This window comes from Streptomyces bicolor, assembly GCF_000719285.1.
Classification (GTDB): Bacteria; Actinomycetota; Actinomycetes; order Streptomycetales; family Streptomycetaceae; genus Streptomyces; species Streptomyces bicolor.
In genome coordinates this window covers 214331-236562 of sequence record NZ_JOFS01000003.1, presented here as the reverse complement: position 1 = coordinate 236562, position 22232 = coordinate 214331, and the positions used below count along the sequence as shown (strand labels likewise).

General features: G+C 71.5%; 25 protein-coding genes. 10 read left to right on the top strand and 15 right to left on the bottom strand.

The features are described 5' to 3' along the window. Window positions 1-126: 126 nt before the first annotated feature. Genes IF78_RS0104985 through IF78_RS0104975 form a run of 3 tightly spaced genes read right to left on the bottom strand, consistent with a single transcriptional unit; the run spans window position 127 to window position 2761 of the window. Window positions 127-318: a YbdD/YjiX family protein gene (locus IF78_RS0104985; RefSeq protein ID WP_031477261.1), complete on the bottom strand. Its 192-nt coding sequence runs from the start codon at window positions 316-318 to the stop codon at window positions 127-129. Continuing rightward, a complete protein-coding gene (locus IF78_RS0104980) occupies window positions 315-2471 on the bottom strand; it encodes a carbon starvation CstA family protein (protein ID WP_031477262.1) in 2157 nt (718 codons plus the stop codon). Before IF78_RS0104980 ends, IF78_RS0104985 begins: the two co-directional genes overlap by 4 nt. A gap of 59 nt (window positions 2472-2530) precedes the next feature. Next, the gene (locus IF78_RS0104975) at window positions 2531-2761 is read right to left on the bottom strand and encodes a DUF3311 domain-containing protein (RefSeq protein ID WP_031477263.1); all 231 of its coding nucleotides are present in this window, start codon (window positions 2759-2761) and stop codon (window positions 2531-2533) included. 171 nt (window positions 2762-2932) lie between these two features. Between IF78_RS0104975 and IF78_RS0104970 the strand changes: the two genes are divergently transcribed. The 5 genes from IF78_RS0104970 (at window position 2933) to IF78_RS0104950 (ending at window position 8017) form a co-directional block, all read left to right on the top strand. Further along, window positions 2933-4471, top strand: coding sequence for a sodium:solute symporter family protein (locus IF78_RS0104970; protein ID WP_031477264.1), 1539 nt, complete (start codon window positions 2933-2935; stop codon window positions 4469-4471). Between the two features lie 35 nt (window positions 4472-4506). After that, complete coding sequence (locus IF78_RS0104965; protein ID WP_234439731.1) at window positions 4507-5043, top strand: sigma-70 family RNA polymerase sigma factor; 537 nt, start codon at window positions 4507-4509, stop codon at window positions 5041-5043. After that, the gene (locus IF78_RS0104960) at window positions 5040-5351 is read left to right on the top strand and encodes a hypothetical protein (protein WP_031477266.1); all 312 of its coding nucleotides are present in this window, start codon (window positions 5040-5042) and stop codon (window positions 5349-5351) included. Before IF78_RS0104965 ends, IF78_RS0104960 begins: the two co-directional genes overlap by 4 nt. Window positions 5352-5468: 117 nt before the next feature. Further along, window positions 5469-7256 (top strand): glycoside hydrolase family 15 protein, encoded by a 1788-nt coding sequence (locus IF78_RS0104955; RefSeq protein WP_031477267.1) that lies wholly within the window; start codon window positions 5469-5471, stop codon window positions 7254-7256. A 5-nt stretch (window positions 7257-7261) separates the two neighbouring features. Continuing rightward, entirely contained in the window at window positions 7262-8017 is a 756-nt protein-coding gene (locus IF78_RS0104950; protein WP_031477268.1) for an SDR family oxidoreductase, read from the top strand. On the opposite strand, the gene amaP is transcribed toward IF78_RS0104950, so the two are convergent. From amaP to IF78_RS0104925, 5 genes are read right to left on the bottom strand one after another with little or no spacing between them, the layout of a single operon-like run. Further along, entirely contained in the window at window positions 8014-8601 is a 588-nt protein-coding gene (amaP, locus tag IF78_RS0104945) for an alkaline shock response membrane anchor protein AmaP (protein WP_031477269.1), read from the bottom strand. The two genes, IF78_RS0104950 and amaP, sit on opposite strands and share 4 nt — an antisense overlap. Next, entirely contained in the window at window positions 8598-9278 is a 681-nt protein-coding gene (locus IF78_RS0104940) for a DUF6286 domain-containing protein (RefSeq protein ID WP_031477270.1), read from the bottom strand. The genes amaP and IF78_RS0104940 overlap by 4 nt, the downstream gene beginning before the upstream one ends. After that, window positions 9275-9655: an Asp23/Gls24 family envelope stress response protein gene (locus IF78_RS0104935; RefSeq protein WP_031477271.1), complete on the bottom strand. Its 381-nt coding sequence runs from the start codon at window positions 9653-9655 to the stop codon at window positions 9275-9277. Before IF78_RS0104935 ends, IF78_RS0104940 begins: the two co-directional genes overlap by 4 nt. Continuing rightward, window positions 9652-9837 (bottom strand): hypothetical protein, encoded by a 186-nt coding sequence (locus tag IF78_RS0104930; protein ID WP_031477272.1) that lies wholly within the window; start codon window positions 9835-9837, stop codon window positions 9652-9654. Before IF78_RS0104930 ends, IF78_RS0104935 begins: the two co-directional genes overlap by 4 nt. Before the next feature lie 60 nt (window positions 9838-9897). After that, window positions 9898-10374 carry an Asp23/Gls24 family envelope stress response protein gene (locus IF78_RS0104925; RefSeq protein WP_031477273.1) on the bottom strand — a complete coding sequence of 159 codons (477 nt, stop codon included), beginning with the start codon at window positions 10372-10374 and terminating at the stop codon, window positions 9898-9900. A gap of 87 nt (window positions 10375-10461) precedes the next feature. On the opposite strand from IF78_RS0104925, the gene IF78_RS0104920 reads away from it, so the two are divergent. Beyond that, window positions 10462-11184 (top strand): hypothetical protein, encoded by a 723-nt coding sequence (locus tag IF78_RS0104920; RefSeq protein ID WP_031477274.1) that lies wholly within the window; start codon window positions 10462-10464, stop codon window positions 11182-11184. Between the two features lie 12 nt (window positions 11185-11196). On the opposite strand, the gene IF78_RS0104915 is transcribed toward IF78_RS0104920, so the two are convergent. From IF78_RS0104915 to IF78_RS43315, 4 genes are all read right to left on the bottom strand, one after another. Further along, on the bottom strand, window positions 11197-12000 hold the full coding sequence (locus IF78_RS0104915; protein ID WP_031477275.1) for an enoyl-CoA hydratase/isomerase family protein: 804 nt from the start codon (window positions 11998-12000) through the stop codon (window positions 11197-11199). Between the two features lie 131 nt (window positions 12001-12131). Continuing rightward, window positions 12132-12353, bottom strand: a complete 222-nt coding sequence (locus tag IF78_RS0104910; protein ID WP_004002281.1) for a helix-turn-helix domain-containing protein — start codon at window positions 12351-12353, stop codon at window positions 12132-12134. 335 nt (window positions 12354-12688) lie between these two features. Further along, window positions 12689-14287, bottom strand: a complete 1599-nt coding sequence (locus IF78_RS0104905) for an ABC-F family ATP-binding cassette domain-containing protein (RefSeq protein WP_031477276.1) — start codon at window positions 14285-14287, stop codon at window positions 12689-12691. A gap of 125 nt (window positions 14288-14412) precedes the next feature. Next, window positions 14413-15192 carry a hypothetical protein gene (locus IF78_RS43315; RefSeq protein ID WP_063762132.1) on the bottom strand — a complete coding sequence of 260 codons (780 nt, stop codon included), beginning with the start codon at window positions 15190-15192 and terminating at the stop codon, window positions 14413-14415. A 376-nt stretch (window positions 15193-15568) separates the two neighbouring features. Here IF78_RS43315 and IF78_RS0104895 point away from each other — a divergent pair, with 376 nt between their 5' ends. Continuing rightward, the gene (locus tag IF78_RS0104895) at window positions 15569-15982 is read left to right on the top strand and encodes a VOC family protein (protein WP_031477277.1); all 414 of its coding nucleotides are present in this window, start codon (window positions 15569-15571) and stop codon (window positions 15980-15982) included. Window positions 15983-15995: 13 nt separating this feature from the next. Here the strand turns inward: IF78_RS0104895 and IF78_RS0104890 are convergent, their stop codons facing one another. The 3 genes from IF78_RS0104890 to IF78_RS0104880 all read right to left on the bottom strand — a co-directional run bounded on the left by IF78_RS0104890 (window position 15996) and on the right by IF78_RS0104880 (window position 19597). Further along, window positions 15996-17411: a hypothetical protein gene (locus tag IF78_RS0104890; protein WP_199921352.1), complete on the bottom strand. Its 1416-nt coding sequence runs from the start codon at window positions 17409-17411 to the stop codon at window positions 15996-15998. A 161-nt stretch (window positions 17412-17572) separates the two neighbouring features. Beyond that, entirely contained in the window at window positions 17573-18700 is a 1128-nt protein-coding gene (locus IF78_RS0104885; protein ID WP_031477279.1) for an alpha/beta hydrolase, read from the bottom strand. A 156-nt stretch (window positions 18701-18856) separates the two neighbouring features. Further along, complete coding sequence (locus tag IF78_RS0104880; RefSeq protein ID WP_031477280.1) at window positions 18857-19597, bottom strand: class II aldolase/adducin family protein; 741 nt, start codon at window positions 19595-19597, stop codon at window positions 18857-18859. A gap of 207 nt (window positions 19598-19804) precedes the next feature. Here IF78_RS0104880 and IF78_RS0104875 point away from each other — a divergent pair, with 207 nt between their 5' ends. The 3 genes from IF78_RS0104875 (at window position 19805) to IF78_RS0104865 (ending at window position 22214) form a co-directional block, all read left to right on the top strand. Then, window positions 19805-20551, top strand: coding sequence for a lysozyme (locus tag IF78_RS0104875; RefSeq protein WP_031477281.1), 747 nt, complete (start codon window positions 19805-19807; stop codon window positions 20549-20551). A 165-nt stretch (window positions 20552-20716) separates the two neighbouring features. Beyond that, window positions 20717-21949 carry an inorganic phosphate transporter gene (locus tag IF78_RS0104870; protein WP_031477282.1) on the top strand — a complete coding sequence of 411 codons (1233 nt, stop codon included), beginning with the start codon at window positions 20717-20719 and terminating at the stop codon, window positions 21947-21949. 43 nt (window positions 21950-21992) lie between these two features. Then, window positions 21993-22214, top strand: coding sequence for a hypothetical protein (locus IF78_RS0104865; protein WP_031477283.1), 222 nt, complete (start codon window positions 21993-21995; stop codon window positions 22212-22214). Window positions 22215-22232 lie beyond the last annotated feature (18 nt).

The window sequence follows — 22232 nt, the reverse complement described above, 5'->3', positions numbered from 1 at the left end:
GTACGTCCGCTGCACGTACCTGAGGGGCGCGGGGAACTGCGCGGGGAACTGCGCGAGCAACCACGAACCACCCGCAGCCGCCCTCTGGCATGGAGTGGCAGTTGGGTGTGCGGAACGTCAACCGCGTCAGCAGCAGCGGCTCTGCGGGTGCTCCTCCTGGCGCAGGGTGCGCAGTACGTCGTACTCCCGCCGGGTCGGTACGGGGGCCTGGGGGTGACGGCGCCGGTGGCGCTCGCAGTAGCGGTCGTACTCGGCCTCGCCGGTCACCTCCCGGGCGTACCAGCGCACCACCCCGAGCACCTTGCGGACGGTCCTCATGAACCCGCCCCCACCAGCGGCTCGGAGTCGCGCTGCTCCGGCACGTCGATACGCGACTCGACGTACGGCGCCTCGGTCGTCGGCAGCGGAGCCCCGGCCCGGACGGCGCGGACGCACACCACCGCGCAGTTGACCAGGACGGTGAGGACCAGCAGCAGGAAGATCGCCATGAGCACACCGTCGACCGTGTTGTTGAGCACGATGGTGTGCATGTCGTCCATGTCCGTGGCGCCCGGCAGCAGCTGGCCGTCCTCGATGGCGTGCGCGTACTTGTCGCGCAGGGCGAAGAAGCCGATCGCCGGGTTGTCCGAGAAGATCTTCTGCCAGCCGGCGGTGAAGGTGACGGCCACGTCCCAGGCCAGCGGGATGCCGGTGACCCAGGCCCAGCGCAGCCTGCCGGACTTGATCAGCACGGTGGTGGTGACGGCCAGCGCCACGGCGGCCAGGAGCTGGTTGGCGATGCCGAACAGCGGGAAGAGCTGCTTGATGCCGCCCAGGGGGTCGGTGACACCGGCGTAGAGGAAGTAGCCCCAGGCGCCGACGACCAGGGCGCTGGTGATCCAGATGCCCGGCTTCCAGGTGACGCGGCCGATCGGCTTCCAGACGTTACCGAGCATGTCCTGGAGCATGAAGCGGCCGACGCGGGTGCCGGCGTCCACCGTGGTGAGGATGAACAGCGCCTCGAACATGATCGCGAAGTGGTACCAGAAGGCCTTCATCCCGGCGCCGCCGAACACCCCGGCGAAGATCTCCGACATGCCGACGGCCAGCGTGGGCGCCCCGCCGGAGCGGCCCACCAGTGTCTCCTCCTCGACCGCCTTGGCCGCCGCCGTGAGCTGGTCCGGGGTGATGGTGAAGCCGAGGTTCTTCACCGCCTCGGCGGCGGTGTCCACGGTCGGGCCGAGCAGCGCGGCCGGGGAGTTCATGGCGTAGAACAGGCCGGGTTCGAGCACGCAGGCGGCGATCAGGGCCATCACGGCGACGAAGGACTCCGTGAGCATGGAGCCGTAGCCGATCAGGCGGACCTGGGACTCCTTCTGGATCAGCTTCGGGGTCGTACCGGAGGAGACCAGGGCGTGGAAACCGGACAGGGCGCCGCAGGCGATGGTGATGAAGAGGAAGGGGAAGAGGGAACCGGCGAACACCGGTCCGGCGCCGGTCGAGGCGAAGTCGGTCACCGACTCGGCCTTGAGGTTCGGGGCGGCGATGACCACGCCGACGGCCATCAGGGCGATGGTGCCGACCTTCATGAAGGTCGAGAGGTAGTCACGGGGCGCCAGCAGCATCCACACCGGCAGCACCGAGGCGAAGAAGCCATAGCCGACCAGGCAGAAGACCAGGGTCTCCGGGCTCCAGACGAAGTACTCGGCGAGCGAGGAGTCCTGGATCCAGCCGCCGCCGAGGATGGCGAGCAGCAGCAGGGCGACGCCGATGAGGCTCGTTTCCACGACCCGGCCGGGGCGCAGATAGCGCATGTAGAAGCCCATGAAGAGGGCGATCGGGATGGTCATGGAGACCGAGAAGGTGCCCCACGCGGACTCCGCCAGCGCGTTGACGACGACCATCGCGAGAACCGCGAGCAGGATGATCATGATCGCGAAGACGCCGATCAGCGCGGCGGCACCGCCCACCTTGCCGATCTCGTCCCGGGCCATCTGCCCCAGGCTCTTGCCGTCCCGGCGCATGGAGAGGAACAGGACGATCATGTCCTGCACCGCGCCGGCGAAGATCACGCCCGCGATGATCCAGACCGTGCCGGGCAGATAGCCCATCTGCGCGGCCAGGACCGGGCCGACCAGCGGTCCCGCGCCGGCGATCGCCGCGAAGTGGTGGCCGAACAGCACCCGCTTGTCGGTGGGGTGGTAGTCGACGCCGTCCTCGAGGCGTTCGGCCGGGGTGGCACGGCTGTCGTCGACCTGGAGGACCCGCCGGGCGATGAACCGCGAGTAGAAGCGGTAGGCGATCGCATACGAGCCGAGGGCCGCCACGACCAGCCAGACGGCCGAGATCTCCTCGCCCCGGGACAGGGCGAGCACGGCCCAGCCGAGGGCACCTACCAGGGCGACGGCGCTCCATATCGCCACCGACTTCGCCGACATTCGTGATTTTTCCGGCGCCGAGCGACCGGATTCGGGCATGGCTGATGTGGGCATGGCGGCTCCTGACCTGAACAGGTGGGCAAGCAGGGGTGAAGCAGAAAGGGCAGTACGGCTCAGCGATCGCGATGTCGACGTCGATGTCGGTCCGTCAGCGCGTACGCCGCGAGCAGGCAGAGGCCGCACCCCGGCACCCAGGCGAGCTGGTACCAGTAGAAGAACGGCGTCCCGGCCAGCCGCGGCTCGGCACCGGCGTACCAGGGGACCCACAGCAGGCCCGCGGCGGGCGCGAGAAGCAGTACGGCGATCGCGACGCGCCGTAGCCGGTGATGACCGGTCTGTGCCATGAACTGCTCTCCTCTCCCGCTCGCTGTCGGTCTGTGCAAGAGTTGCCCACCCCCCGAGACCGGTTGACAGCGAATTTCCAGGAAATTTCCCGCCGGTTCCGTGTCCTCCGATCCGACAGCTCGCGCAACTTACGCGCGAGGGCAGCACAGGCACACCAAGGACGGTGACCCATGGCCGACGGCGCCATGACCGCGACGTTCCTCGCCGTGATCGGTGGGGCGTCGCTGCTCGCCGTCACCGCGCGGCGTCTGCACCCGAGCGACCGGCTGCCGTCCCTGGAGGGCTGGGCGCTGGCCGACCGCAGCCTCGGCCCGGTGTGGACCTGGCTGCTGCTCGGCGGCACGATCTTCACCGCGTACACCTTCGCCGCCATACCGGGACTGGCCTACGGCAACGGCGCCCCCGCCTTCTTCGCGGTGCCGTACACGGTGATCGTCTGCCCGCTCGCCTTCGTGCTGCTGACCCGGCTGTGGACCGTGGCCCGTCGGCACGGCTATGTCACGGCGGCCGACTTCGTGCGCGGCCGGTACGGCTCGGCGCCGCTGGCCCTCGTGGTCGCGCTGACCGGGATCCTCGCGACGATGCCGTATCTCGCACTGCAGCTGCTCGGCATACGCGCGGTGCTGGCGGCCGGGGGCGTGTATCCGCGGGGCGCCGCCGGTGATCTGGTGATGGTGGCGCTGTTCGCGGGGCTGGCCGTCGCGACCTACCGGCACGGGCTGCGCGCACCCACCGTCATCTCCGCCCTCAAGGCCGTCGCCGTCTTCGTCTCGCTGACCGCGGTGACCTGGCTGGTCCTCGACCGGCTCGGCGGCCCCGGTGCCGTCTTCGACGGAGCGGCCGAGCGCCTCGGCGGCCCGGCGCTGCTCCTCACCCCCGAGCAGCAGCCCGCCTACGCGACCCTCGCCTTCGGCTCCGCGCTCGCCCTGCTGATGTACCCGCATGTGCTCACCGCCGGGTTCGCCGCCGACGGCCCGCAGACGCTGCGCAAGGTGTCCGTGGCGCTGCCCGCCTGGACCGGGCTGCTCGCCCTGTTCGGCTTCCTCGGCATCGCGGCCCTCGCGACGGGCGTCCGCGCGCCCGACGGCGGCGCCGAGGCGGCCGTACCGATGCTGGTCGACCGGCTGATGCCGGCGCCGCTTGCCGGGCTGGTGTTCGGGGCGATCACCGTGGGGGCGCTGGTCCCGGCGGCGGTGATGTCGATCGCGGCCGCCACCAGCTTCGTACGCAATGTGTACGTCGAGTACGTCCATCCGACGGCCACGCCCAAGCGGCAGGTGCGCATCGCCAAAGCGGTGTCGCTGACGGCGAAGGTGGGTGCGGTGGCGTTCGTGTTCGGGCTGCGCGACCAGGACGCCATCAACCTCCAGCTGCTCGGCGGGGTCTGGATCCTGCAGATCTTCCCGGCCGTCGCGGTGGGCCTGTTCACCGGGCGGCTGCATCCGCGGGCGCTGCTCGCCGGGTGGGGCGTGGGCATGGTGGCGGGGACCTTCATGGTCGTACGGGAAGGGTTCTCGTCGATCGTGCCGATCGGCTCCGGCCCGGAGATCTACGCCGGGATCGCCGCCCTGCTCCTCAATCTGACCGTCGCCGTGGCCGGGACCGCGGTGCTCGAACGCCTCGGCGTCCCACGCGGCGCCGACCTCACCGACCTGCCGTCACGCCTGAGCGTCAGGCGGCGCCCCGAGACGGGAGCGAACAACCCGTGAGACAGCACCTGAGACGCGAGAGCGGAGCTGCCGCGGTGCCGGCCGCTGCGCTCACCCCCGCGGTGAGCGACCCGGCGGACCTGGAGCGCGAGGCCGGTCTGGCCCGCCTGTTCGAGCTGCACTACTCCTCGATGCTGCGCCTCGCCGTCCTGCTCGGCGCCGACGACCCGGAGAACGTGGTCGCCGAGGCCTACTACCAGATCTACCGGAAGTGGCGGCGACTGCGGGACGCCGAGGCGGCGGAGGCGTATCTGCGCTCCACCGTCTGCAATCTGACGCGGATGCGGATACGGCACCTCCAAGTGGCCCGCAAGCACGTCGAGAAGCCGACGCCGGACGAACTCGTCGCCTCCGCCGAGAGCACCGCGCTCCTCCGCGACGACCAGCGCGTCCTGATCGACGCGCTCCAGCAACTGCCGGCCCGCCAGCGCGAGGCGCTGGTGCTGCGGCACTGGCTCGGGCTGAAGGAGAGCGAGATCGCCGCGGCGATGGGCATCTCCTGCGGCTCCGTCAAGACCCATACGGCACGCGGCCTGGCCGCCCTGACCCAGGCGATGGAGGCCCGGCGATGACGCATCGAGATGTGACCGGGTCGCGTGGCACCGGTCCGGACCGCACGGAGCGGGAGCTGCGCGAGGCGCTCTCCGCCCTCGCCGACGGCGTGCGGGCGGCGCCCGACGCCTATCGCACGGCACGCGGCGAGTGGCTGCGCCGGGAACGCCGGCGCCGGCTCGTCCTCGCCGTCCTCGTCATGGTCGTGTTCGCCCTGGCCACGCTGATCGGGCTGTGGGTCCTCAACCAGGCCCCGGCGGATCCCGGCGTCATCTTCTCCGGCCCCGGTTCCGCGGCGGGCGACCCACTCCCCGGACCCAACCCCTGACGCGCTGCCCTCCGGTCCACCCCAGACACATCGCTCTTGCGGACCCACCGTCTCCCCCATCACTCCCCTGCCCCAACCCCGGATTGGCCCACCGCCCCTGGGGGAACCCGCACTTGCGTGCACCCGCGCATCGAGGACTACGCCCTCATCGGCGACGAGCAGACGGCCGCCCTGGTCGGCAGGGACGGCTCCGTCGACTGGCTGTGTCTGCCCCGCTTCGACTCGGCCGCCTGCTTCGCCAAACTCCTCGGCGACAAGGACAATGGCCACTGGCGCATCGCCCCCAAGCACACGAAAGGCCCCTGCACCCGCCGCGCCTACCGCCCGGACACCCTGGTGCTGGACACCGAGTGGGAGACCGCCGAGGGCGCGATCCGCGTCACCGACCTGATGCCCCAACGCGACCGCGCCCCCGACCTGGTGCGCATCGTGCAGGGACTGAGCGGCCGGGTCACGGTGCGCAGCAGCCTGCGGATCCGCTTCGACTACGGCTCGGTCGTCCCCTGGGTGCGCAAGTCCCGCGGCCACCGGGTGGCCGTCGCCGGCCCGGACTCGGTCTGGCTGCGCAGCGAACCCCCGGTGCACACCTGGGGCGAGAACTTCGGCACGCACTCGGAGTTCACGGTCGAAGAGGGCGAGCAGGTCGCGTTCGTCCTCACCTGGCACCCCTCGCACGAGCCGCGCCCGCCGCTCGTCGACCCGTACAAGGCGCTGCGCGCCAGCGTCCGCGACTGGCGGAAGTGGGCGGGGCGCTGTCACTACGACGGCCCGTACCGCGACGCCGTCGTCCGCTCCCTGATCACCCTCAAGGCCCTCACCTACCGGCCGACCGGCGGCATCGTCGCCGCCCCCACCACCTCGCTCCCCGAGGAACTGGGCGGTGTCCGCAACTGGGACTACCGCCACTGCTGGCTGCGCGACTCCACCCTCCTGCTGAACGTGGGACTGTCGGCGGGCTACCGCGAGGAGGCCGAGGCCTGGCGCAACTGGCTGGTGCGCGCCGTCGCCGGTGACCCGGCCGACCTGCAGATCATGTACGGCCTGGCGGGCGAGCGGCGCCTGCCCGAGCTCGAGTTGCCGTGGCTGTCCGGCTTCGCCGGCTCCGTTCCCGTACGCATCGGCAACGAGGCGGTGAAACAACTGCAGTTGGACGTGTACGGCGAGGTCATGGACACGCTGGCACTGGCCCGGGAAGCGGGACTGCCCATCAAGCCGCACATGTGGGCGATCCAGTCCTCACTCATGGAGTGGCTGCGCACGCAGTGGCGCCGGCCGGACGAGGGCCTGTGGGAGGTGCGCGGCGGCCGACGGCAGTTCGTGCACTCGAAGGTGATGGTGTGGGTGGCCGCGGACCGGGCGGTGCGCACCCTGGAGAAGAACCCGCAGCTGGAGGGCGACCTCGACGGCTGGCGGGAGTTCCGCGACGAGGTGCACCGCGAGGTGTGCGAGAAGGGCTACGACGCCGAGCGCAACACCTTCACCCAGTCCTACGGCTCCCGTGAACTGGACGCCGCGCTGCTGCTCATCCCCCGCGTCGGCTTCCTGCCGCCCGACGACCCGCGCGTGATCGGCACCATCGACGCGATCTGCGCCGAGCTCAGCCACGACGGCTTCCTGCGCCGCTACAGCGTGGACGGTACGACCGTCGACGGGCTGCCGGGCAGCGAGGGCACGTTCCTGGCCTGCTCGTTCTGGCTGGCGGAGGCGCTGCAGATGACGGGGCGTACGCAGGAGGCCCATGAGCTGTTCGACCGGCTGGTGGGCCTCGCCAACGATGTGGGCCTGCTGTCCGAGGAGTACGACCCCCTCGCCGACCGCCAGCTGGGCAACTTCCCGCAGGCCTTCAGTCACATCGGCCTGGTGAACACCGCCCTCGCCCTGTTCGGGGGCGACGGGGCAGGATAGGGGCCATGGATCTTGGACTGAAGGACCGGGTGTACGTCGTCACGGGCGCCACCCGTGGACTGGGCAACGCGGCGGCGCGTGAGCTGGTGGCGGACGGCGCCAAGGTGGTCGTGACCGGCCGCGACGAGGAGCGGGTCGCCGCCGCCGCGGCCGAACTGGGGCCGAACGCCGTCGGGGTGGCCGTCGACAACGCCGACGCGGAGGCGCCGGCGCGGCTCGTGGCCGCCGCGCGGGATGCCTTCGGCGGGTTCGACGGCATTCTCGTGAGTGTGGGCGGGCCGCCGGCCGGGTTCGCCGCGGACAACACGGACGAGCAGTGGCAGTCGGCCTTCGAGTCGGTGTTCCTGGGGGCCGTGCGGCTTGCCCGGGCGGCAGCGGCGGAACTCGACGAGGGCGGGGTCATCGGGTTCGTGCTGTCGGCGTCGGTGCACGAGCCGATTCCGGGGCTGACCATTTCCAATGGGCTGCGGCCGGGGCTCGCCGGGTTCGCCAAGTCCCTCGCGGACGAAGTGGGGCCGCGGGGAATCCGGGTCGTCGGGTTGCTTCCGGCGCGCATCGACACGGACCGGGTGCGGGAGCTGGACGGGCTGTCCGCGGACCCGGAGGCCACTCGGGCCGCGCACGAAGCGCGCATTCCGCTGCGGCGGTACGGAGCTCCGGAGGAGTTCGGGCGTACGGCGGCGTTCCTGCTGTCGCCGGCGGCTTCCTATCTGACGGGGATCATGCTGCCGGTGGACGGCGGCAGTCGGCACGGGTTCTAACTGACCCTCTCGGCACGGTGCTTGACGCCCCGCAGGCGGACTTCCGTCGGCAGTTCCGCCAAGCCCGCCGAATTGCGGGCGTGCGCCAGGGCCTCGCCGGTGAGGTCGTTCAGTGCCGTCCCGGGGTCCACGTGCGGTTCCAGCAGGAGGCGTACGCGGGCCTCGGGGGCGCTGCGCCTGCCCGTCAGACGGACGTGGGCGCGCTGCACGCCCTCCTGGCCCGTCGCCTCGCTCGCCAGTACGTTCTCCAGGGCCCGACCCCGCAGCAGGGCGCCCTCGCCGTCGCCGGTGTCGACGAGGACCTCGGTGAGGCGGCGCCGGCGCAGGTTCGCGGTGAGCCACCACAGGGCGAGCAGGACCAGGACGGCCAGGACGGCGAGGACCGTCGGCCACCACCAGCCGTCGTCCCGCCAGCGGGTCCGCTCGGCGTCGCTGAGCAGTACGTCGTGCCGGTCGTCGTGGATCCACCAGGAGGGAGCCGGGGCCCCCAGTCCCACGGCGAGCACCGAGCCGCCGATCACGAGCAGCACCAGCCCGAGGATCCCGATCAGCACCCGGTTGACCACCCTGAGCACGGCGCTCACCCCTTCCGTCCGGGCCGCCGTACCCGCACCGACAGCGCGGGCGGGCGGGACAGGCCGAGGCCCCTGATCGCGTCGGCGAGCGTGGCGTCCAGGTCGGTGCGTACCTCGTCCAGTTCGCGGAAGTGCGAGACGGCGCGGACATCGGCGCGGGCCCGGACCATCCGTACCCGTACCGACTGGACGCCGGAGACCTCCATGGCCCGGTCGCGCAGGACGCGCGCGGCGAGGTCGCGGTGCAGGCCGGCGCGGACGTCGCGGTGGGTGCGCCGCATCGGCAGGACGGAGCGCAGGCCGGGTGTGACCGCCAGGACGAGCAGCCAGAGGCCCAGGACGGCGGCGACACCGGCGCCGACGAGTACCCAGATGTCGTCGAGGGGACGCCGGGCGAGCTGGTCGGCCAGTTCCCGGCGCCATTGCATGGCGGGCCGGTCGGCGCGCACCGAGGCGATGTCGTAGAGGAAGAAGCCGGCGAGGACGAAGAGCAGCAGGGCCGTGATCGCGGCCGGGATCCGGCGTGCCGACCAGAACCTGCCGTCCCCACCGCCGTCGCCGTCGGCCGTGGGCGGGGGCTCGTAGTCCGCCGCCGACGCCGACTGGTCGAGAGTGTCGGGGCCGGTCGCCTTCTCGATGACCGGCAGTCGCTGTGTGGTGCCCTCGGAGCCCTGGGACTCGCTCATCGCGTCCTCCCTGCCGCGCCCTGTCCGGGCGCCGGGTGCAGCCGCTCCACGTGCACGGCGACCTCCGGCACCTCCATGCCCACCAACGCGCCTACCCGCTCCGCGACATGCCGACGCACGGCCGCGCAGCGGGCGCCGATGTCGGTGGGGTAGTCGAGTTCGAGGTGGATGCGGATCCGGGCGGTCCGGTGGGCGACGACGACGTCGGCGGACGGCCGCGCGGCATCCTCGGCCGGCCGCCCCACCGCCTCGCGTGCGGCCTGTGCGGCGATCTTGGAGACGACCCGGTCGGCGATCCGGGTCGCCCCGCGCTCGCCCGGCGGGACGGCGGGAAGGGGTCTGCCGAGTTCACCGGCCCCCGCGCTCACCGACGTCACCGCCGCCGTTCGTCACGGTGCCGGAAGAAGTCACCGAGCTCGTAGTCCCCCTCCAGGAACCGCCCGACGACGAAACCGACGGCGCCCAGGGCCGCCACCAGCAAGAAGGCGCCGAATCCGCCGAAGTACCCGGCGAAGCCCAGTGCCAAGCCGGCGATCATGCCGGCCACGGCCATGCTCATGGTGCGCTCCTCAGCTCCTCAGCAGTTCACCGGCCACTGCGTTTGCCGGTCGCCGACGCCTCACTGGATCCGGCGCTCCGGTTCTTCTTCCTCTTCCTCCGGGAGCTTCACATCACTCACCGCGATGTTGACCTCGACGACTTCGAGGCCTGTCATCCGCTCGACGGCGGTGATCACGTTCTCGCGCACGTCCCGGGCGACGTCGGCGATCGACACTCCGTACTCGACGACGATCTCCAGGTCGAGCGCGGCCTGCACCTCACCGACCTCGGCCTTCACTCCCCGCGTCACGGACTTCGTCCCGCCGGGCACCCGGTCGCGGACGGCCCCGAAGGTCCGTGACAGTCCGCTGCCCATGGCGTGCACACCGTCCACATCGCGCGCGGCCATCCCGGCGATCTTCTCCACGACGCCGTCCGCGATGGTCGTCCGCCCCCGGGCACCGGGATCTCCGCCGCCCCGCTTGGTCGCCTGCGTCTTTCGCGTGAGGGGAGACTCGCCCTCCGTCACCCGGTTCTGCTCCGTCGTGTCAGTCATGGCCGTTCGTCCTTTTCGATTGTCGTCCCATGACCACGGTAAGCACGGTTACGCCATTGCGCGCCAGGGATGGGGCAGGCTGGAGGAATGACGACGGCGGAGCGGTGGACGCAGACAGTCCGGCAGCAACTGGGGCTGGGCAGACTCCTGCCCCTGGGCGGCGCGCACGACGGCGCGTGGATCTCCGAGCGGGCGGCCGAGGCGGTGTTGCGGCGCGCGGCTGAGGAGATGCGCGGGGTACGGCTGGGTGGGCTCCGGATCGCGCTCACAGATCCGGAGGACACGCACGAGGCCGCCGTACCGCCCCCGCCGAGCGCCCTTCCGCCCGGGCCGCTCCGGGTGACGGCGGACTTCGCGACGACGGCGAGCGAGCCGCTGCCGGCGACGGCGGAACGGCTGCGCGCCCTGCTGGCCACCGCGGCGACGGAACGTCTCGGCCTGACGGTGACCGACGTGGACCTGCGCGTGACGGCCTTGCTCGACGAGGACGCGCAGCCCGCTCCGGTGCGGCAGCCCGAGCCGGCGCGGGCCGCGGAGCCCGGCAGCCCCGACGAGGAGCGCATCGCGGCCGTGGCCCTCGCGGTCCCCGGGGTGATCCGGATGACGGGCACCCTGGGCGGGCTGGGCCGTGCGGTGCACATCGAGGAACGGCAGGACGAGGCCGCCCTGCCGCACCGGCACGTGCGCGTGGAGATCGCGGTGCGGGCGGACCACCGGGCCGTGGACGTGGCCCGGGAGGTCCGCAAGAAAGTGGCACAGGCGTCGGCCGATCACCCGACGGTGGCCGTGCTGATCACGGCCGTCGGCTGATCGCCGCGCGGCTCATTCGCCGAGACCGGCCAGGTCCCGCAGCCGCCGCGCCTGCGCAGCACGCTCGGCACCGCGCTGCTCGTCGTAGGTACGATCCACGGCACCACGAATCAGCGCCTTGGTCTCGATCACGGCATCCCGCGGCGCGGCCACGATGGCCCCCGCCAGATCCCGTACGGCGTCGTCGAGCTGCTCGGCGGGCACCGCGAGGTTGGCGAGCCCGCTGCTCACGGCCTCCTCGGCCGACACGAACCGCCCGGTCACGCAGATCTCCAGCGCACGGCCGTAACCGACCAGCCCGACCAGCGGATGCGTACCCGTCAGGTCCGGCACCAGCCCGAGGCTGGTCTCACGCATGGCGAACTGCACGTCGTCGGCGACGACGCGCACATCACAGGCGAGCGCGAGCTGGAAGCCCGCCCCGATGGCATGGCCCTGGACGGCGGCGATGGACACGATGTCGTTGCGCCGCCACCAGGTGAAGCCCTCCTGGAACTCGGCGATGGCAGCGTCGAGTTCACCGTCGCTGCTGCGCGCGAGGTCGATGAAGGAGGGCTCGCCCTCGATCCCCTCGGGCGTGAACATCTGCCGGTCGAGCCCGGCGGAGAAGGACTTGCCCTCACCGCGCAGCACGACGACCCGCACACTGCCCGGCACGGCCCGCCCGGCCTCGGCGAGCGTCCGCCACATGGCGGGGCTCTGCGCGTTGCGCTTGGCCGGGTTCGTCAGCGTCACCGTGGCGATCGCGCCGTCGACGGTGAGCCGTACGCCGTTCTTGTCGAGCAGGGGAGCGAGTTCCTGGTCGGACGAAGCCATGGGGTGCCTCCGATGCGTGCGGTCATCACGGGATGCCCGGAGGGCACCCACTAAGTGACTGCACAGTAACCACCCGGCCAGTCAGCCGACCGACCGGGTGGCCACCATCGAAGCCGATGGGCCGCCCGGGCTCAGGACGAAGCGGCCTTCTTGCCCCGCGTCGCCCCGCCACGCCCACGGAGCGTGACGCCCGATTCGCTGAGCATCCGGTGAACGAAGCCATACGAGCGGCCGGTTTCCTCGGCCAGCGCCCGAATGCTCGCACCGGAGTCGTACTTCTTCTTCAGGTCTGCCGCGAGCTTGTCGCGCGCGGCGCCGGTTACCCGGCTGCCCTTCTTCAGAGTCTCGGCCACCCGTGCCTCCTCATGGGAAGTGCGCTCTGGTCTCCTCATGATCACCCCTCCGGGCCTTCATGGCCACCCATTCGGCAAGGTCCGTGAGACAAGGTTTTGACGACAGGAGCACATCCCCACATGCGGAATCTGTAATTCCGCTGAGTGGTGTCCGTACGGCCGAACGGGTTCTTTCGCGAATGGCCAGGTCAGGGACGCGCGACGGCCGAGCCCTTGTCGATAAAGGACTCGGCCGTGAAATTGATGTAGTACACACCTCGGTACGAGGAGATCTCACACAGATGATGGATCACCGATGGGCCGAATGATCCATACGCCGGTGATCACGCATTCGATCAAGCCAGGGCGACGAGATCCGCGTAGTCGGCGCCCCACAGGTCCTCGACACCGTCCGGCAGCAGAATGATCCGCTCCGGCTGCAGGGCCTCCACGGCGCCCTCGTCGTGGGTGACGAGCACGACCGCGCCCTTGTAGGTGCGCAGGGCCCCGAGGATCTCCTCGCGGCTGGCCGGGTCGAGGTTGTTGGTGGGCTCGTCGAGGAGCAGGACGTTCGCCGACGACACCACGAGGGTGGCGAGCGCGAGGCGGGTCTTCTCACCACCGGAGAGGACACCGGCCGGCTTGTCGACGTCGTCGCCGGAGAACAGGAACGAGCCGAGCACCTTGCGGACCTCGACGAGGTCCATGTCCGGGGCGGCGGAGCGCATGTTCTCCAGGACGGTGCGGTCGGCGTCCAGGGTCTCGTGCTCCTGGGCGTAGTAGCCGATCTTGAGGCCGTGACCGGGGATGACGGCGCCGGTGTCCGGCTGCTCGACTCCCGCGAGAAGCCTGAGCAGGGTCGTCTTGCCGGCACCGTTCAGCCCGAGGATGACCACCCTCGACCCCTTGTCGATGGCCAGGTCGACATCGGTGAAGATCTCCAGGGAGCCGTAGGACTTCGACAGTCCCTCGGCGGTCAGCGGGGTCTTTCCGCAGGGCGCGGGCTCGGGGAAGCGGAGCTTGGCGACCTTGTCCTGCATGCGCACCGCTTCGAGGCCGGCGAGGAGCTTGTCGGCCCGCCTGGCCATGTTCTGCGCGGCAACCGTCTTGGTGGCCTTGGCGCGCATCTTGTCGGCCTGCGAGTGGAGGGCCGCGGCCTTCTTCTCGGCGTTCTGCCGTTCGCGCTTGCGGCGCTTCTCGTCGGCCTCGCGCTGCTGCTGGTAGAGCTTCCAGCCCATGTTGTAGATGTCGATCTGGGCGCGGTTGGCGTCCAGGTAGAACACCTTGTTGACGACCGTCTCGACCAGGTCGACGTCGTGGGAGATCACGATGAAGCCGCCGCGGTAGGTCTTCAGGTAGTCGCGCAGCCAGACGATCGAGTCGGCGTCGAGGTGGTTGGTCGGCTCGTCGAGCAGCAGGGTGTCCGCGTCGGAGAACAGGATGCGGGCGAGCTCGATACGGCGGCGCTGACCACCGGAGAGGGTGTGCAGCGGCTGGCCGAGCACCCGGTCGGGCAGGTTGAGCGCGGCGGCGATGGTGGCGGCCTCGGCCTCGGCGGCGTACCCGCCCTTGGTGAGGAACTCCGTCTCCTGGCGCTCGTACTGCTTGAGGGCCTTCTCCCGGGTCGCGCCCTGGCCGTTGGCGATGCGCTGTTCGTTCTCGCGCATCTTGCGGATCAGTACGTCGAGGCCGCGCGCGGAGAGGACGCGGTCGCGGGCGAGGACGTCGAGGTCGCCGGTGCGGGGGTCCTGCGGGAGGTAGCCGACCTCGCCGGAGCGGGTGATGGTGCCGCCGGCGGGGATGCCCTCGCCGGCGAGGCACTTGGTGAGGGTGGTCTTGCCGGCGCCGTTGCGGCCGACGAGGCCGATGCGGTCGCCCTTGGCGACGCGGAAGGTCGCGGACTCGATGAGGACGCGCGCACCGGCGCGCAGCTCGATACCGGAGGCGGAGATCACGGACAGACTCCAGGGCGGGGGTTGGTGGCGGGATGGGCGGCTGAGGACGTTCCCGCCGTCTAATGCGCGAGGAGAATGGCCATGAGGGCCAGTCTAACGGGGCCGTGCAACCACTTTTTCTGGGTTCACGTGTTCGGGGAGCCGCTCAGCGCCCTCCTCGCGGACTTCGTTGCCGAGCGGCCGGCGGTGCGGGGCGATCCGTCCCAGGTCGTCCAGGGCGATGAGCTGGCGGTCCAGGCCGCTCGGGGGCACGGCTGGGCCAGGAGAAGCACCTCGCCGTGATGTTCGGCACGTGCGGGCTCGAAGGCACAGCCCTCGCGCGCGGGCAGCACCCAGCGCAGGTCGCCGTCGGCGATCCGGTACGCAAAGACGCGGCGCGGTGTCACGACCGCGAGCATGCCGCGGCCGAGGGGGCGCAGGACACCGGCGCCGCCGTGGGCGGCCAGCCAGTCGCGGGCCGCGGGGAGGGCTCGGTGCCAGCGGACGGTACGGCCGTCGGTGTCGGTGACCATGCCGTCGTCCCAGAGGGTGATCACGTCTACGCGCGCGTGGGGCGAGGTGAGGGGGAGTGAGGTGAGGGGGCGGCGGCCTTCCCGGGTGTAGCGCCAGTGGGGTGTGCCGGTACGGGGGTCGTAGGCCTCGATGGCTGTGGGGGTCGTACGGAGGTGGGGCGTCGGCGGCTGTTGCGGGGGTGGGGCGTGCGGGGTGGTGGCCTGTGCGGTGGTGGCGTGGTGCGCGTGCGAGTGGACGCTCGCGTGGGTGGTGAGGTGGTCGCCGTAGGGGGTCGGGCGGGCGTGGTGGGCGGCGGTGAGGAGTGGGGGTGCCAGGAGGAGGAGCAGGGCGGGGGTCAGGAGGGCGCGCAGTCGGCGACGGGTGCGGGTGCGGCTGGGAGCGCGAAGACGCACGGGAACGCGGAGTTGCACGGGAACGCGGAGCCGGTCGGGGGCACGGACCCCGGGTGCCTCGGAACGACCCACCAGCGCCCCCTCGAAACCCGTCCCGGGGCCTTTTCGGCCCGTCCCGGCATCCGCTTCCGACGAATCAGGCGCAGAGCGTAGCCATGTCCGGGGCGAGCGGCCGCAGATGCCGTCGGGACACGGCGAGTCGGCGTGGGTCTCCCCTCGTTCGGCTCTCCGCCCGGCCCGGTGTCCCGGCCGGCGGGCCGTTGTCAGTGGTCGCTGCGAGACTGGCAGCGGATCGGAATTCCGGCAGTCGACGCGATGGACCACGTGGACCGATCACGGCTTCGGATCGGCGACGGATCACAAAGGGGTGATCGGCATGGCAGGCATGGGCAGTGGGCGTCCGAGCATCTACCCGACGCTGCACTACGCGGACGCGAAGGCGGCGATCAAGCAGCTCACGGAGGCCTTCGGGTTCACGGAGCTGGCGGTGTACGAGACCGAGGACGGCAAGATCGCGCACGCCGAACTGGTGCAGGGCAACGGCGCGGTGATGCTCGGCTCGACAGGCACCGGCAGCGCCTACGACAAGCTGATGAAGGACGCGGGGCCGACCGGCGTGTACGTCGTCGTGGACGACGTCGACGCACACCACCGGCGGGCCGTGGAGCACGGCGCGGAGATCCTGATGCCCCCGACGGACCAGGACTACGGCTCACGGGACTACATGGCCCGGGACATCGGGGGCAATGTGTGGAGCTTCGGCACCTACGCCCCCGCGATAGCGGGCTGAGCGCCGCCCCGGCTCAACTCCCCCCGGTGTGCACCTGGAAGGCGGCGCGGCGCACGACCTTCGCGAGGGCGGGATCGGGGTGCGCGGCGGCGAGCGCGACCAGGACCTGCACGGTGCGGGGATGCCCGACGGCACGCACCTCGTCGAGCAGCGCGGGCACGGTCGGCTGGAGCGCGGACTCCAGGTGCCGTACGAGCATGGGGGACTCGCCGTGATCGGCGACGGCGGCGGCGGTGTCGACCCACAGCCAGGTGGCCTCTTCCCGGGTCAGCACCTCGTGGGCGTCCTCCGGGTCGACGCCCTCGTGCTCGGCGAGCCAGAGGAGGGCGTACGGCCGCAGGGCCGGCTCGTCGACGACGGCGCGTACGTCGGGCTCGGCGGGGGCGCCGACGACGCGCAGCGCCTCGAAGGCGAGGCCGCGCAGGAGGGCGTCCTCGCCACGGGCGGCGCCCAGGAGTTCGGTGACGGCGCTGCCGACGGGGCGGGCGGCGAGCCAGGCGCGGTACTCGTCGCGTGCGGCGTTGGGGCGGAGCTGGGCGCAGCCGCGGAGCATGTCCTCGGCCGCCTGCTCGATGTTCCCGGCGGGGCTCTGGGCGGCGACGCAGATCTGCTCCAGCTTGACCCAGACCGCCCAGTTGCCGAGCGGAGTGAGGGTGGCCTGTCCGTCGCCGTAGGTGAGGGCGCCGACGGAGGCGAGGGCGTGCAGGGCCCAGTCGAGGAGCGGGGCGAGGGGCGTGTCCGCGGCGGCGGCAGCGGCGGCCGCGGGGTCGGCGACCGGCTCGGGCTGCGGACCGTAGGGGATCTCACACCTCTCGGTGCGCAGTTCGGTTACGCGCTGCTCCAGCAGGTCCAGGAGCTGCTCGACGGGGACGGGCCCGGCGGACAGTTGGAGGAAGGAGAGCACTTGGGGCATGGCGGACACGACGTCGGAGACGGCGCCGTGCTCATGCCGGTCGGGATCCGGGTGCGCGAGCGACCAGGCGTCGAAGAGGGCGACCCAGCCACGCAGGACGGCACTGTCGTCGCGGTTCCAGGCGCGCAGCCGCCAGCCGGGCCGGGCGGTGTCGCCGTGCACCTCCACGAGACCGGCGAGCCGCGCGGTGTCCCAGTCGGCGCGCACCTGAGCCACGGTCAGGCCCAGGTCGCTCGCCGCCCGTTCGGCGGTCGCGTCGGAGAGGGTGCCCTTGCCGTCGGAGCCCGCACCGTCGCGGCCGTGACGCAGGGCGGCGTCGGCCCAGTGGGCGACGCGGGCTGCGGCGGCCAGAACGGAGCGAGCCATTCTGGCCAGCTCGGCCTGGGCCGGTGTGCCCTCCGGAGGGCGGGGAACGGGGCGCCGTGGGCGTCGCTGGTTCACGGCTCGGGGGGCGGCGGCCAGGGGTCGCGGGCGGACGAGTCGAAGCCTGGAGTCGCGCGGGATACGGGACGTCACGGGTGCAGTCTTCCGGTTGACGGTCCGAAAACCCAAACGGAACGCCACGAGGGGCGACGGGGATGGCCAACGCACGGGGCCCGGCGGGCGGAAAGGGGCCGATAACAGGCCAGTGGTACGGGGTTAAACGGAACCTGTGGGACCGGTACGGGAGGGCGGTGTCACATGAGCGGCGTCATGAAGCGGCGCAGGGCCTCTTCGTAGGCCTCGGGGTCGGCGTTCCACATGGCGGCATGGGGGGCGTTCCGGACCGTGTGGAGGGCGACCAGGTTGGGCTGGGCGTCGGCCAGGCGACGGGAGAGGGTCCAGGGGGCCACCCTGTCGCCGGGGCCGTGGAAGAGAAGGGTCGGCACCCTGAGGCGGTCGGGCGCGCCGTCGCCGGCGGCGCGGTCGATGTCCAGGCCCGTGCGGCCCTGCGCCGCGCGCACCGCGAGCGGCAGCAGCGCGCTCGGCGTGTGGCGGGCCTTGGCGAGGGCGCGCAGTGTGGCCTCCCATCTGAGCACCGGGGAGTCGAGGACGAGGCCGGAGACACGGTCGCGCAGCCCCGAGTGCGCGGCGGCACGCAGCGCCATGGTCGCGCCGGTGGACCAGCCGAGGAGGACGAACTGCTTGGCGCCGTACCGCACGGCGTAGCGCATCGCCGCGTCCAGGTCACGCCACTCGGTCTCGCCGAGGTGGTTCAGGCCGTCCGGCGGGCGGGGCGCGCCGAGGTCGCCGCGGTAGGAGAGGGCGAGGACCGGGAAGTGGCGGCCGCTGAGGAACCGCATGACGTTCATGGCGTGTTCGCGGGTGGTGCCGAGGCCGTGCACCGCGATGACCCAGGTGTCCCGGCTGCCGGGGACGAACCAGGCGGGCAGGGAGCCGAGTTCGCCGGGGACGTCGACGTCGGCGTGGTCGAGGCCGAGGGCGGCGCTCGGGTTGCCGACGTACACGTTCGGGGTGAGCCAGACGCTGTCGCCGGGGCGGAGGGTGCCGTGGGTGACGCGTTCCAGGCGGCGTACGACGGTGTCGGCGGAGTGGTTCGCCGTGACGATGACGGGGCCGACGACCGCGTGGGAGCCGTCGCCGGAGAGGCCGTAGGTGCCGGGGCGCAGGGAGGCGAGGTCGCGGGTGAGCGCGATCTGGCCGGCTGCCGTGGCGTGCACGGTGAGCCGGGGTTCGGTGGGCAGGGGCCGGCCGGGGGGCGCCGTCAGTGCGGCGCCACTGGCGATCCGGCCGGCCGCGACGCTCGCGGCGCCGGCGGCCAGGGCCACGGTGACGGCGGCGGCCGTCGCTTTGACAGTGCGCACGTGTCCAGTGTCCGGGCGGACGGGGCGAGCGGCCAGTGGGAGGACGGGTCGGGGTGAGGCCCCTTCCGGACGGGCCGAAAGGCGCGGGCCGGCGCCTGGAGGCGCCAGCGCCCCTGACCGACGACCGCCTCCCCGCCCGACCGCCGGAAGCAACCGTCACCCCCGCTGCCCATACCCCCGCAACCGCTCCCCCGCCTCCGCCACCTGCCCCTCCGAGAGCAGCGTCGGCGAGAGTCCCGGCACTGAGGCGGCCGTGAGCCACAGGCGGCACATCCACTCCAGTTGGGCCGTGCGGTCGTAGGCCTGGTCCAGGGTGGTGCCGTAGCTGATCGTGCCGTGGTTCTGGAGGAGACAGGCGGTGCGGTCGGTGAGCGCACGGAGCATGTTCTCGGCCAACTCCTGGGTGCCGTACGTCGCATAGGGGGCAACCCGGACAGGGCCTCCGAGGGCGGCGGCCATGTAGTGGATCAACGGAAGCCCGGGGACGAGAGTCGAGACGGCCGTCGCGTGGACCGCGTGCGTGTGCACGACGGCGCCGGCATCCGTGGCCCGGTAGACGGCGAGATGCATGGGCAGCTCACTCGTCGGCACCAGCGACCCCAGCACCCGCCCGCCGTCCAGGTCGACCCCCGTCACATCCTCCGGCGTCAGCCGGTCGTACGGCACCCCCGACGGCGTGACCAGCACCGTGTCACCGACCCGCACCGAGACGTTCCCGGACGTGCCGACGACCAGCCCGTCGGAGACGGTCCGCCGCGCCGTCGCCACGAGGGCCTCCCATGCCTCCGCCTCCTCGGGCCGCACACTCCTGCCCCACGACCCCCCCACTTCCTGTGCGCCCTCCCGCGCATCCCGCGCTTCCCGAACGCCCCGCTCGTCCCGCCGCTCCTCACCCATGCGGCGATCCTGCCAGCCGCCACCACGACGCGGCCCTCAAGTCGCTCACGAGCCGGGGCACTTTAGGGCGGAAGGCAGACGTCCGGAAGGTGACATACCGGGATGAACACCCCTCTCCCAGGCTTGGCCGGAGATCGATCGACTTTCAATGACCTTCCAGTAATCTCTGGGGGATTTGTCGTGCACGTCGCCATTCCGGGGGGAAATATGGCTCGTGATCGCAAACCGTCCCGCCACCGCTCCCGCCTCATAGCGGCATCCGTGGCAACACTCGCCCTGGGGGGAACCGCCCTCGCCGAGATCCCGGCGACGGCAGCCGGCAAGCCCAAGGGCCACGACGTCTCTTCCCACCAGAAGAACGTCAACTGGCAGAGCTCGAAGGCGAAGGGCGCACGGTTCGTCTACGTCAAGGCGACCGAGTCCCACACCTACCGCAACCCGTACTTCAACCAGCAGTACAACGGCTCCCGCAACGCGGGCCTCATCCGCGGCGCGTACCACTTCGCGCTGCCGAACAAGTCGTCGGGCAAGACGCAGGCGCAGCACTTCGTGCGCAACGGCGGCGGATGGACGTCGGACGGCTGGACTCTGCCGCCCGCACTGGACATCGAGTACAACCCGTACAGCAAGCACAAGTGCTACGGGCTCAGCAAGGCCAGGATGGTCAACTGGATCCAGTCCTTCAGCAACGAGGTGAAGCGGCTCACCGGCCGTCGCCCGGTGATCTACACCACGACCCACTGGTGGAACACCTGCACGGGCGCCAGCCGCGCCTTCGGCTCGAATCACGCACTGTGGATAGCCCGCTACAACTCGTCCAGCGCGGGATCACTGCCGGCGGGATGGCAGTTCTGGACCATCTGGCAGTACGACAACGGCGGCAGCCTGCCGGGTGACCAAAATCTCTTCAACGGGTCCATGACCCAGCTCAAGAAGTTCGCCCGAGGCTACTAGCCCTTGCGGCGCCCGGGCCGCGCCGTGAACGACCGAGAGGGAGCTCCCCTTCGGGAAGATCAACCCCCTCGTCCGGACACCGCGCGGCCCCCCTCAGTTCACCTTTCGTTCACTCAGGTTACGTACGTTCATCCGGCCAACGACCTCGAACGATTGCCTGGGTAAATGGAAAACTTCTCGCTGATCCTCGCGATTGTGGTGGTAACCGCACTCGCGTTCGATTTCACGAACGGTTTCCACGACACCGCCAACGCGATGGCCACGACCATCTCGACCGGTGCGCTCAAGCCCAAGGTCGCGGTGGCCATGTCCGCCGTGCTGAACCTTGTCGGCGCCTTCCTCTCCGTGGAGGTCGCCAACACGATCTCCAAAGGTCTCGTGGACGAGACCGGCATCCGTCCCGAGGTCATATTCGCCGCGTTGGTCGGCGCGATCCTCTGGAACCTGCTGACCTGGCTGGTCGGACTGCCGTCCAGCTCCTCGCACGCCCTGATGGGCGGTCTGATCGGCGCCACCATCGCCTCGGCCGGTGTCGGCGCGGTGCACGGCGACGTGCTCGTCACCAAGGTCCTGATCCCGGCGATCGCCGCCCCGCTGGTCGCGGGCCTCGCCGCACTGCTGGCCACCCGCCTGACGTACAGCCTCGGCAAGAAGGCCGACGGCAACGCCTCCAAGAAGGGCTACCGCGCCGGCCAGATCGCCTCCGCCGGACTGGTCTCCCTCGCCCATGGCACCAACGACGCACAGAAGACGATGGGCATCATCACCCTCGCCCTGGTCGCCGGCGGCACCCTCGCGCCCGACTCCGACCCGCCCATGTGGGTCATCCTCTCCGCGGGCGTCGCCATCGCGCTCGGCACCTACCTCGGCGGCTGGCGCATCATCCGCACCATGGGCAAGGGCCTGACCGACCTCCAGCCGCAGCAGGGCTTCGCCGCCCAGACCAGCGCCGCGACGGTCATCCTGGCCTCCTCCCACCTCGGCTTCTCCCTCTCCACCACGCACTCCGTCTCCGGCGCGGTGATGGGCGCGGGCCTCGGCCGCAAGGGCGGCGTGGTCCGCTGGTCGACGGCCACTCGCATGTTCGTCGCCTGGGGTCTCACGCTCCCGGCCGCGGCCCTGGTCGGCGCGATCGCTGAGTACGTGACCGGCTTCGGTTCCTGGGGCACGGCCGTCGTCGCGGTCTTCCTGGTCGCCTCCAGTGCCGCGATCTGGAAGATCTCCCGCCGTGAGGTCGTCGACCACACGAACGTCAACGAGACCGATGAGCCGGCCGGCGTGGTGACCACCGCCATCGCCGCCGTGACCCCGCCTCCGGCAGGCACGGCCGCGGAGGACCTCACGGCCACGATCCCGGCCCCGTCCTCCGAGCCGACGCCCTCCCAGGCCGGCGTCTGACCCCGCCCGGTTACTCCTCCCGGCTACTCAAGGAAGCAGCAACATGAAGATCGACTGGGCGGCCCTCGGCTCCGTCTTCGGCGTCAGCCTCGTGGTCACCGTGGCCCTGGTAGGCCTGTTCACCCTCGGCATCGCGGGCCTGTCCCGCCAGGAGAAGGCCACGGCCCAGGGCGGCTCGGCCGCCCTCGCGGTCACCGGAGCGTACGCGTGCTTCGCGGCGTGCGCGGGGGCCGTGGCGTACGGGATCTATCTGATCGTGGCCTGACGCCGTTTGCCTCTCCAT

What these genes read in the sequence shown, in the direction of transcription:
- IF78_RS0104970 (WP_031477264.1), top strand. Translation starts at nt 2,933, where the DNA reads ATGGCCGACGGCGCCATGACCGCGACGTTCCTCGCCGTGATCGGTGGG.
- IF78_RS0104985 (WP_031477261.1), bottom strand. Translation starts at nt 318, where the DNA reads ATGAGGACCGTCCGCAAGGTGCTCGGGGTGGTGCGCTGGTACGCCCGG.
- IF78_RS0104975 (WP_031477263.1), bottom strand. Translation starts at nt 2,761, where the DNA reads ATGGCACAGACCGGTCATCACCGGCTACGGCGCGTCGCGATCGCCGTA.
- IF78_RS0104880 (WP_031477280.1), bottom strand. Translation starts at nt 19,597, where the DNA reads ATGGGTGAGGAGCGGCGGGACGAGCGGGGCGTTCGGGAAGCGCGGGAT.
- IF78_RS0104950 (WP_031477268.1), top strand. Translation starts at nt 7,262, where the DNA reads ATGGATCTTGGACTGAAGGACCGGGTGTACGTCGTCACGGGCGCCACC.
- IF78_RS0104930 (WP_031477272.1), bottom strand. Translation starts at nt 9,837, where the DNA reads ATGAGCATGGCCGTGGCCGGCATGATCGCCGGCTTGGCACTGGGCTTC.
- IF78_RS0104915 (WP_031477275.1), bottom strand. Translation starts at nt 12,000, where the DNA reads ATGGCTTCGTCCGACCAGGAACTCGCTCCCCTGCTCGACAAGAACGGC.
- IF78_RS0104940 (WP_031477270.1), bottom strand. Translation starts at nt 9,278, where the DNA reads ATGAGCGAGTCCCAGGGCTCCGAGGGCACCACACAGCGACTGCCGGTC.
- IF78_RS0104920 (WP_031477274.1), top strand. Translation starts at nt 10,462, where the DNA reads ATGACGACGGCGGAGCGGTGGACGCAGACAGTCCGGCAGCAACTGGGG.
- IF78_RS0104875 (WP_031477281.1), top strand. Translation starts at nt 19,805, where the DNA reads ATGGCTCGTGATCGCAAACCGTCCCGCCACCGCTCCCGCCTCATAGCG.
- IF78_RS0104980 (WP_031477262.1), bottom strand. Translation starts at nt 2,471, where the DNA reads ATGCCCACATCAGCCATGCCCGAATCCGGTCGCTCGGCGCCGGAAAAA.
- IF78_RS0104870 (WP_031477282.1), top strand. Translation starts at nt 20,717, where the DNA reads ATGGAAAACTTCTCGCTGATCCTCGCGATTGTGGTGGTAACCGCACTC.
- IF78_RS0104865 (WP_031477283.1), top strand. Translation starts at nt 21,993, where the DNA reads ATGAAGATCGACTGGGCGGCCCTCGGCTCCGTCTTCGGCGTCAGCCTC.
- IF78_RS0104925 (WP_031477273.1), bottom strand. Translation starts at nt 10,374, where the DNA reads ATGACTGACACGACGGAGCAGAACCGGGTGACGGAGGGCGAGTCTCCC.
- IF78_RS0104895 (WP_031477277.1), top strand. Translation starts at nt 15,569, where the DNA reads ATGGCAGGCATGGGCAGTGGGCGTCCGAGCATCTACCCGACGCTGCAC.
- IF78_RS0104960 (WP_031477266.1), top strand. Translation starts at nt 5,040, where the DNA reads ATGACGCATCGAGATGTGACCGGGTCGCGTGGCACCGGTCCGGACCGC.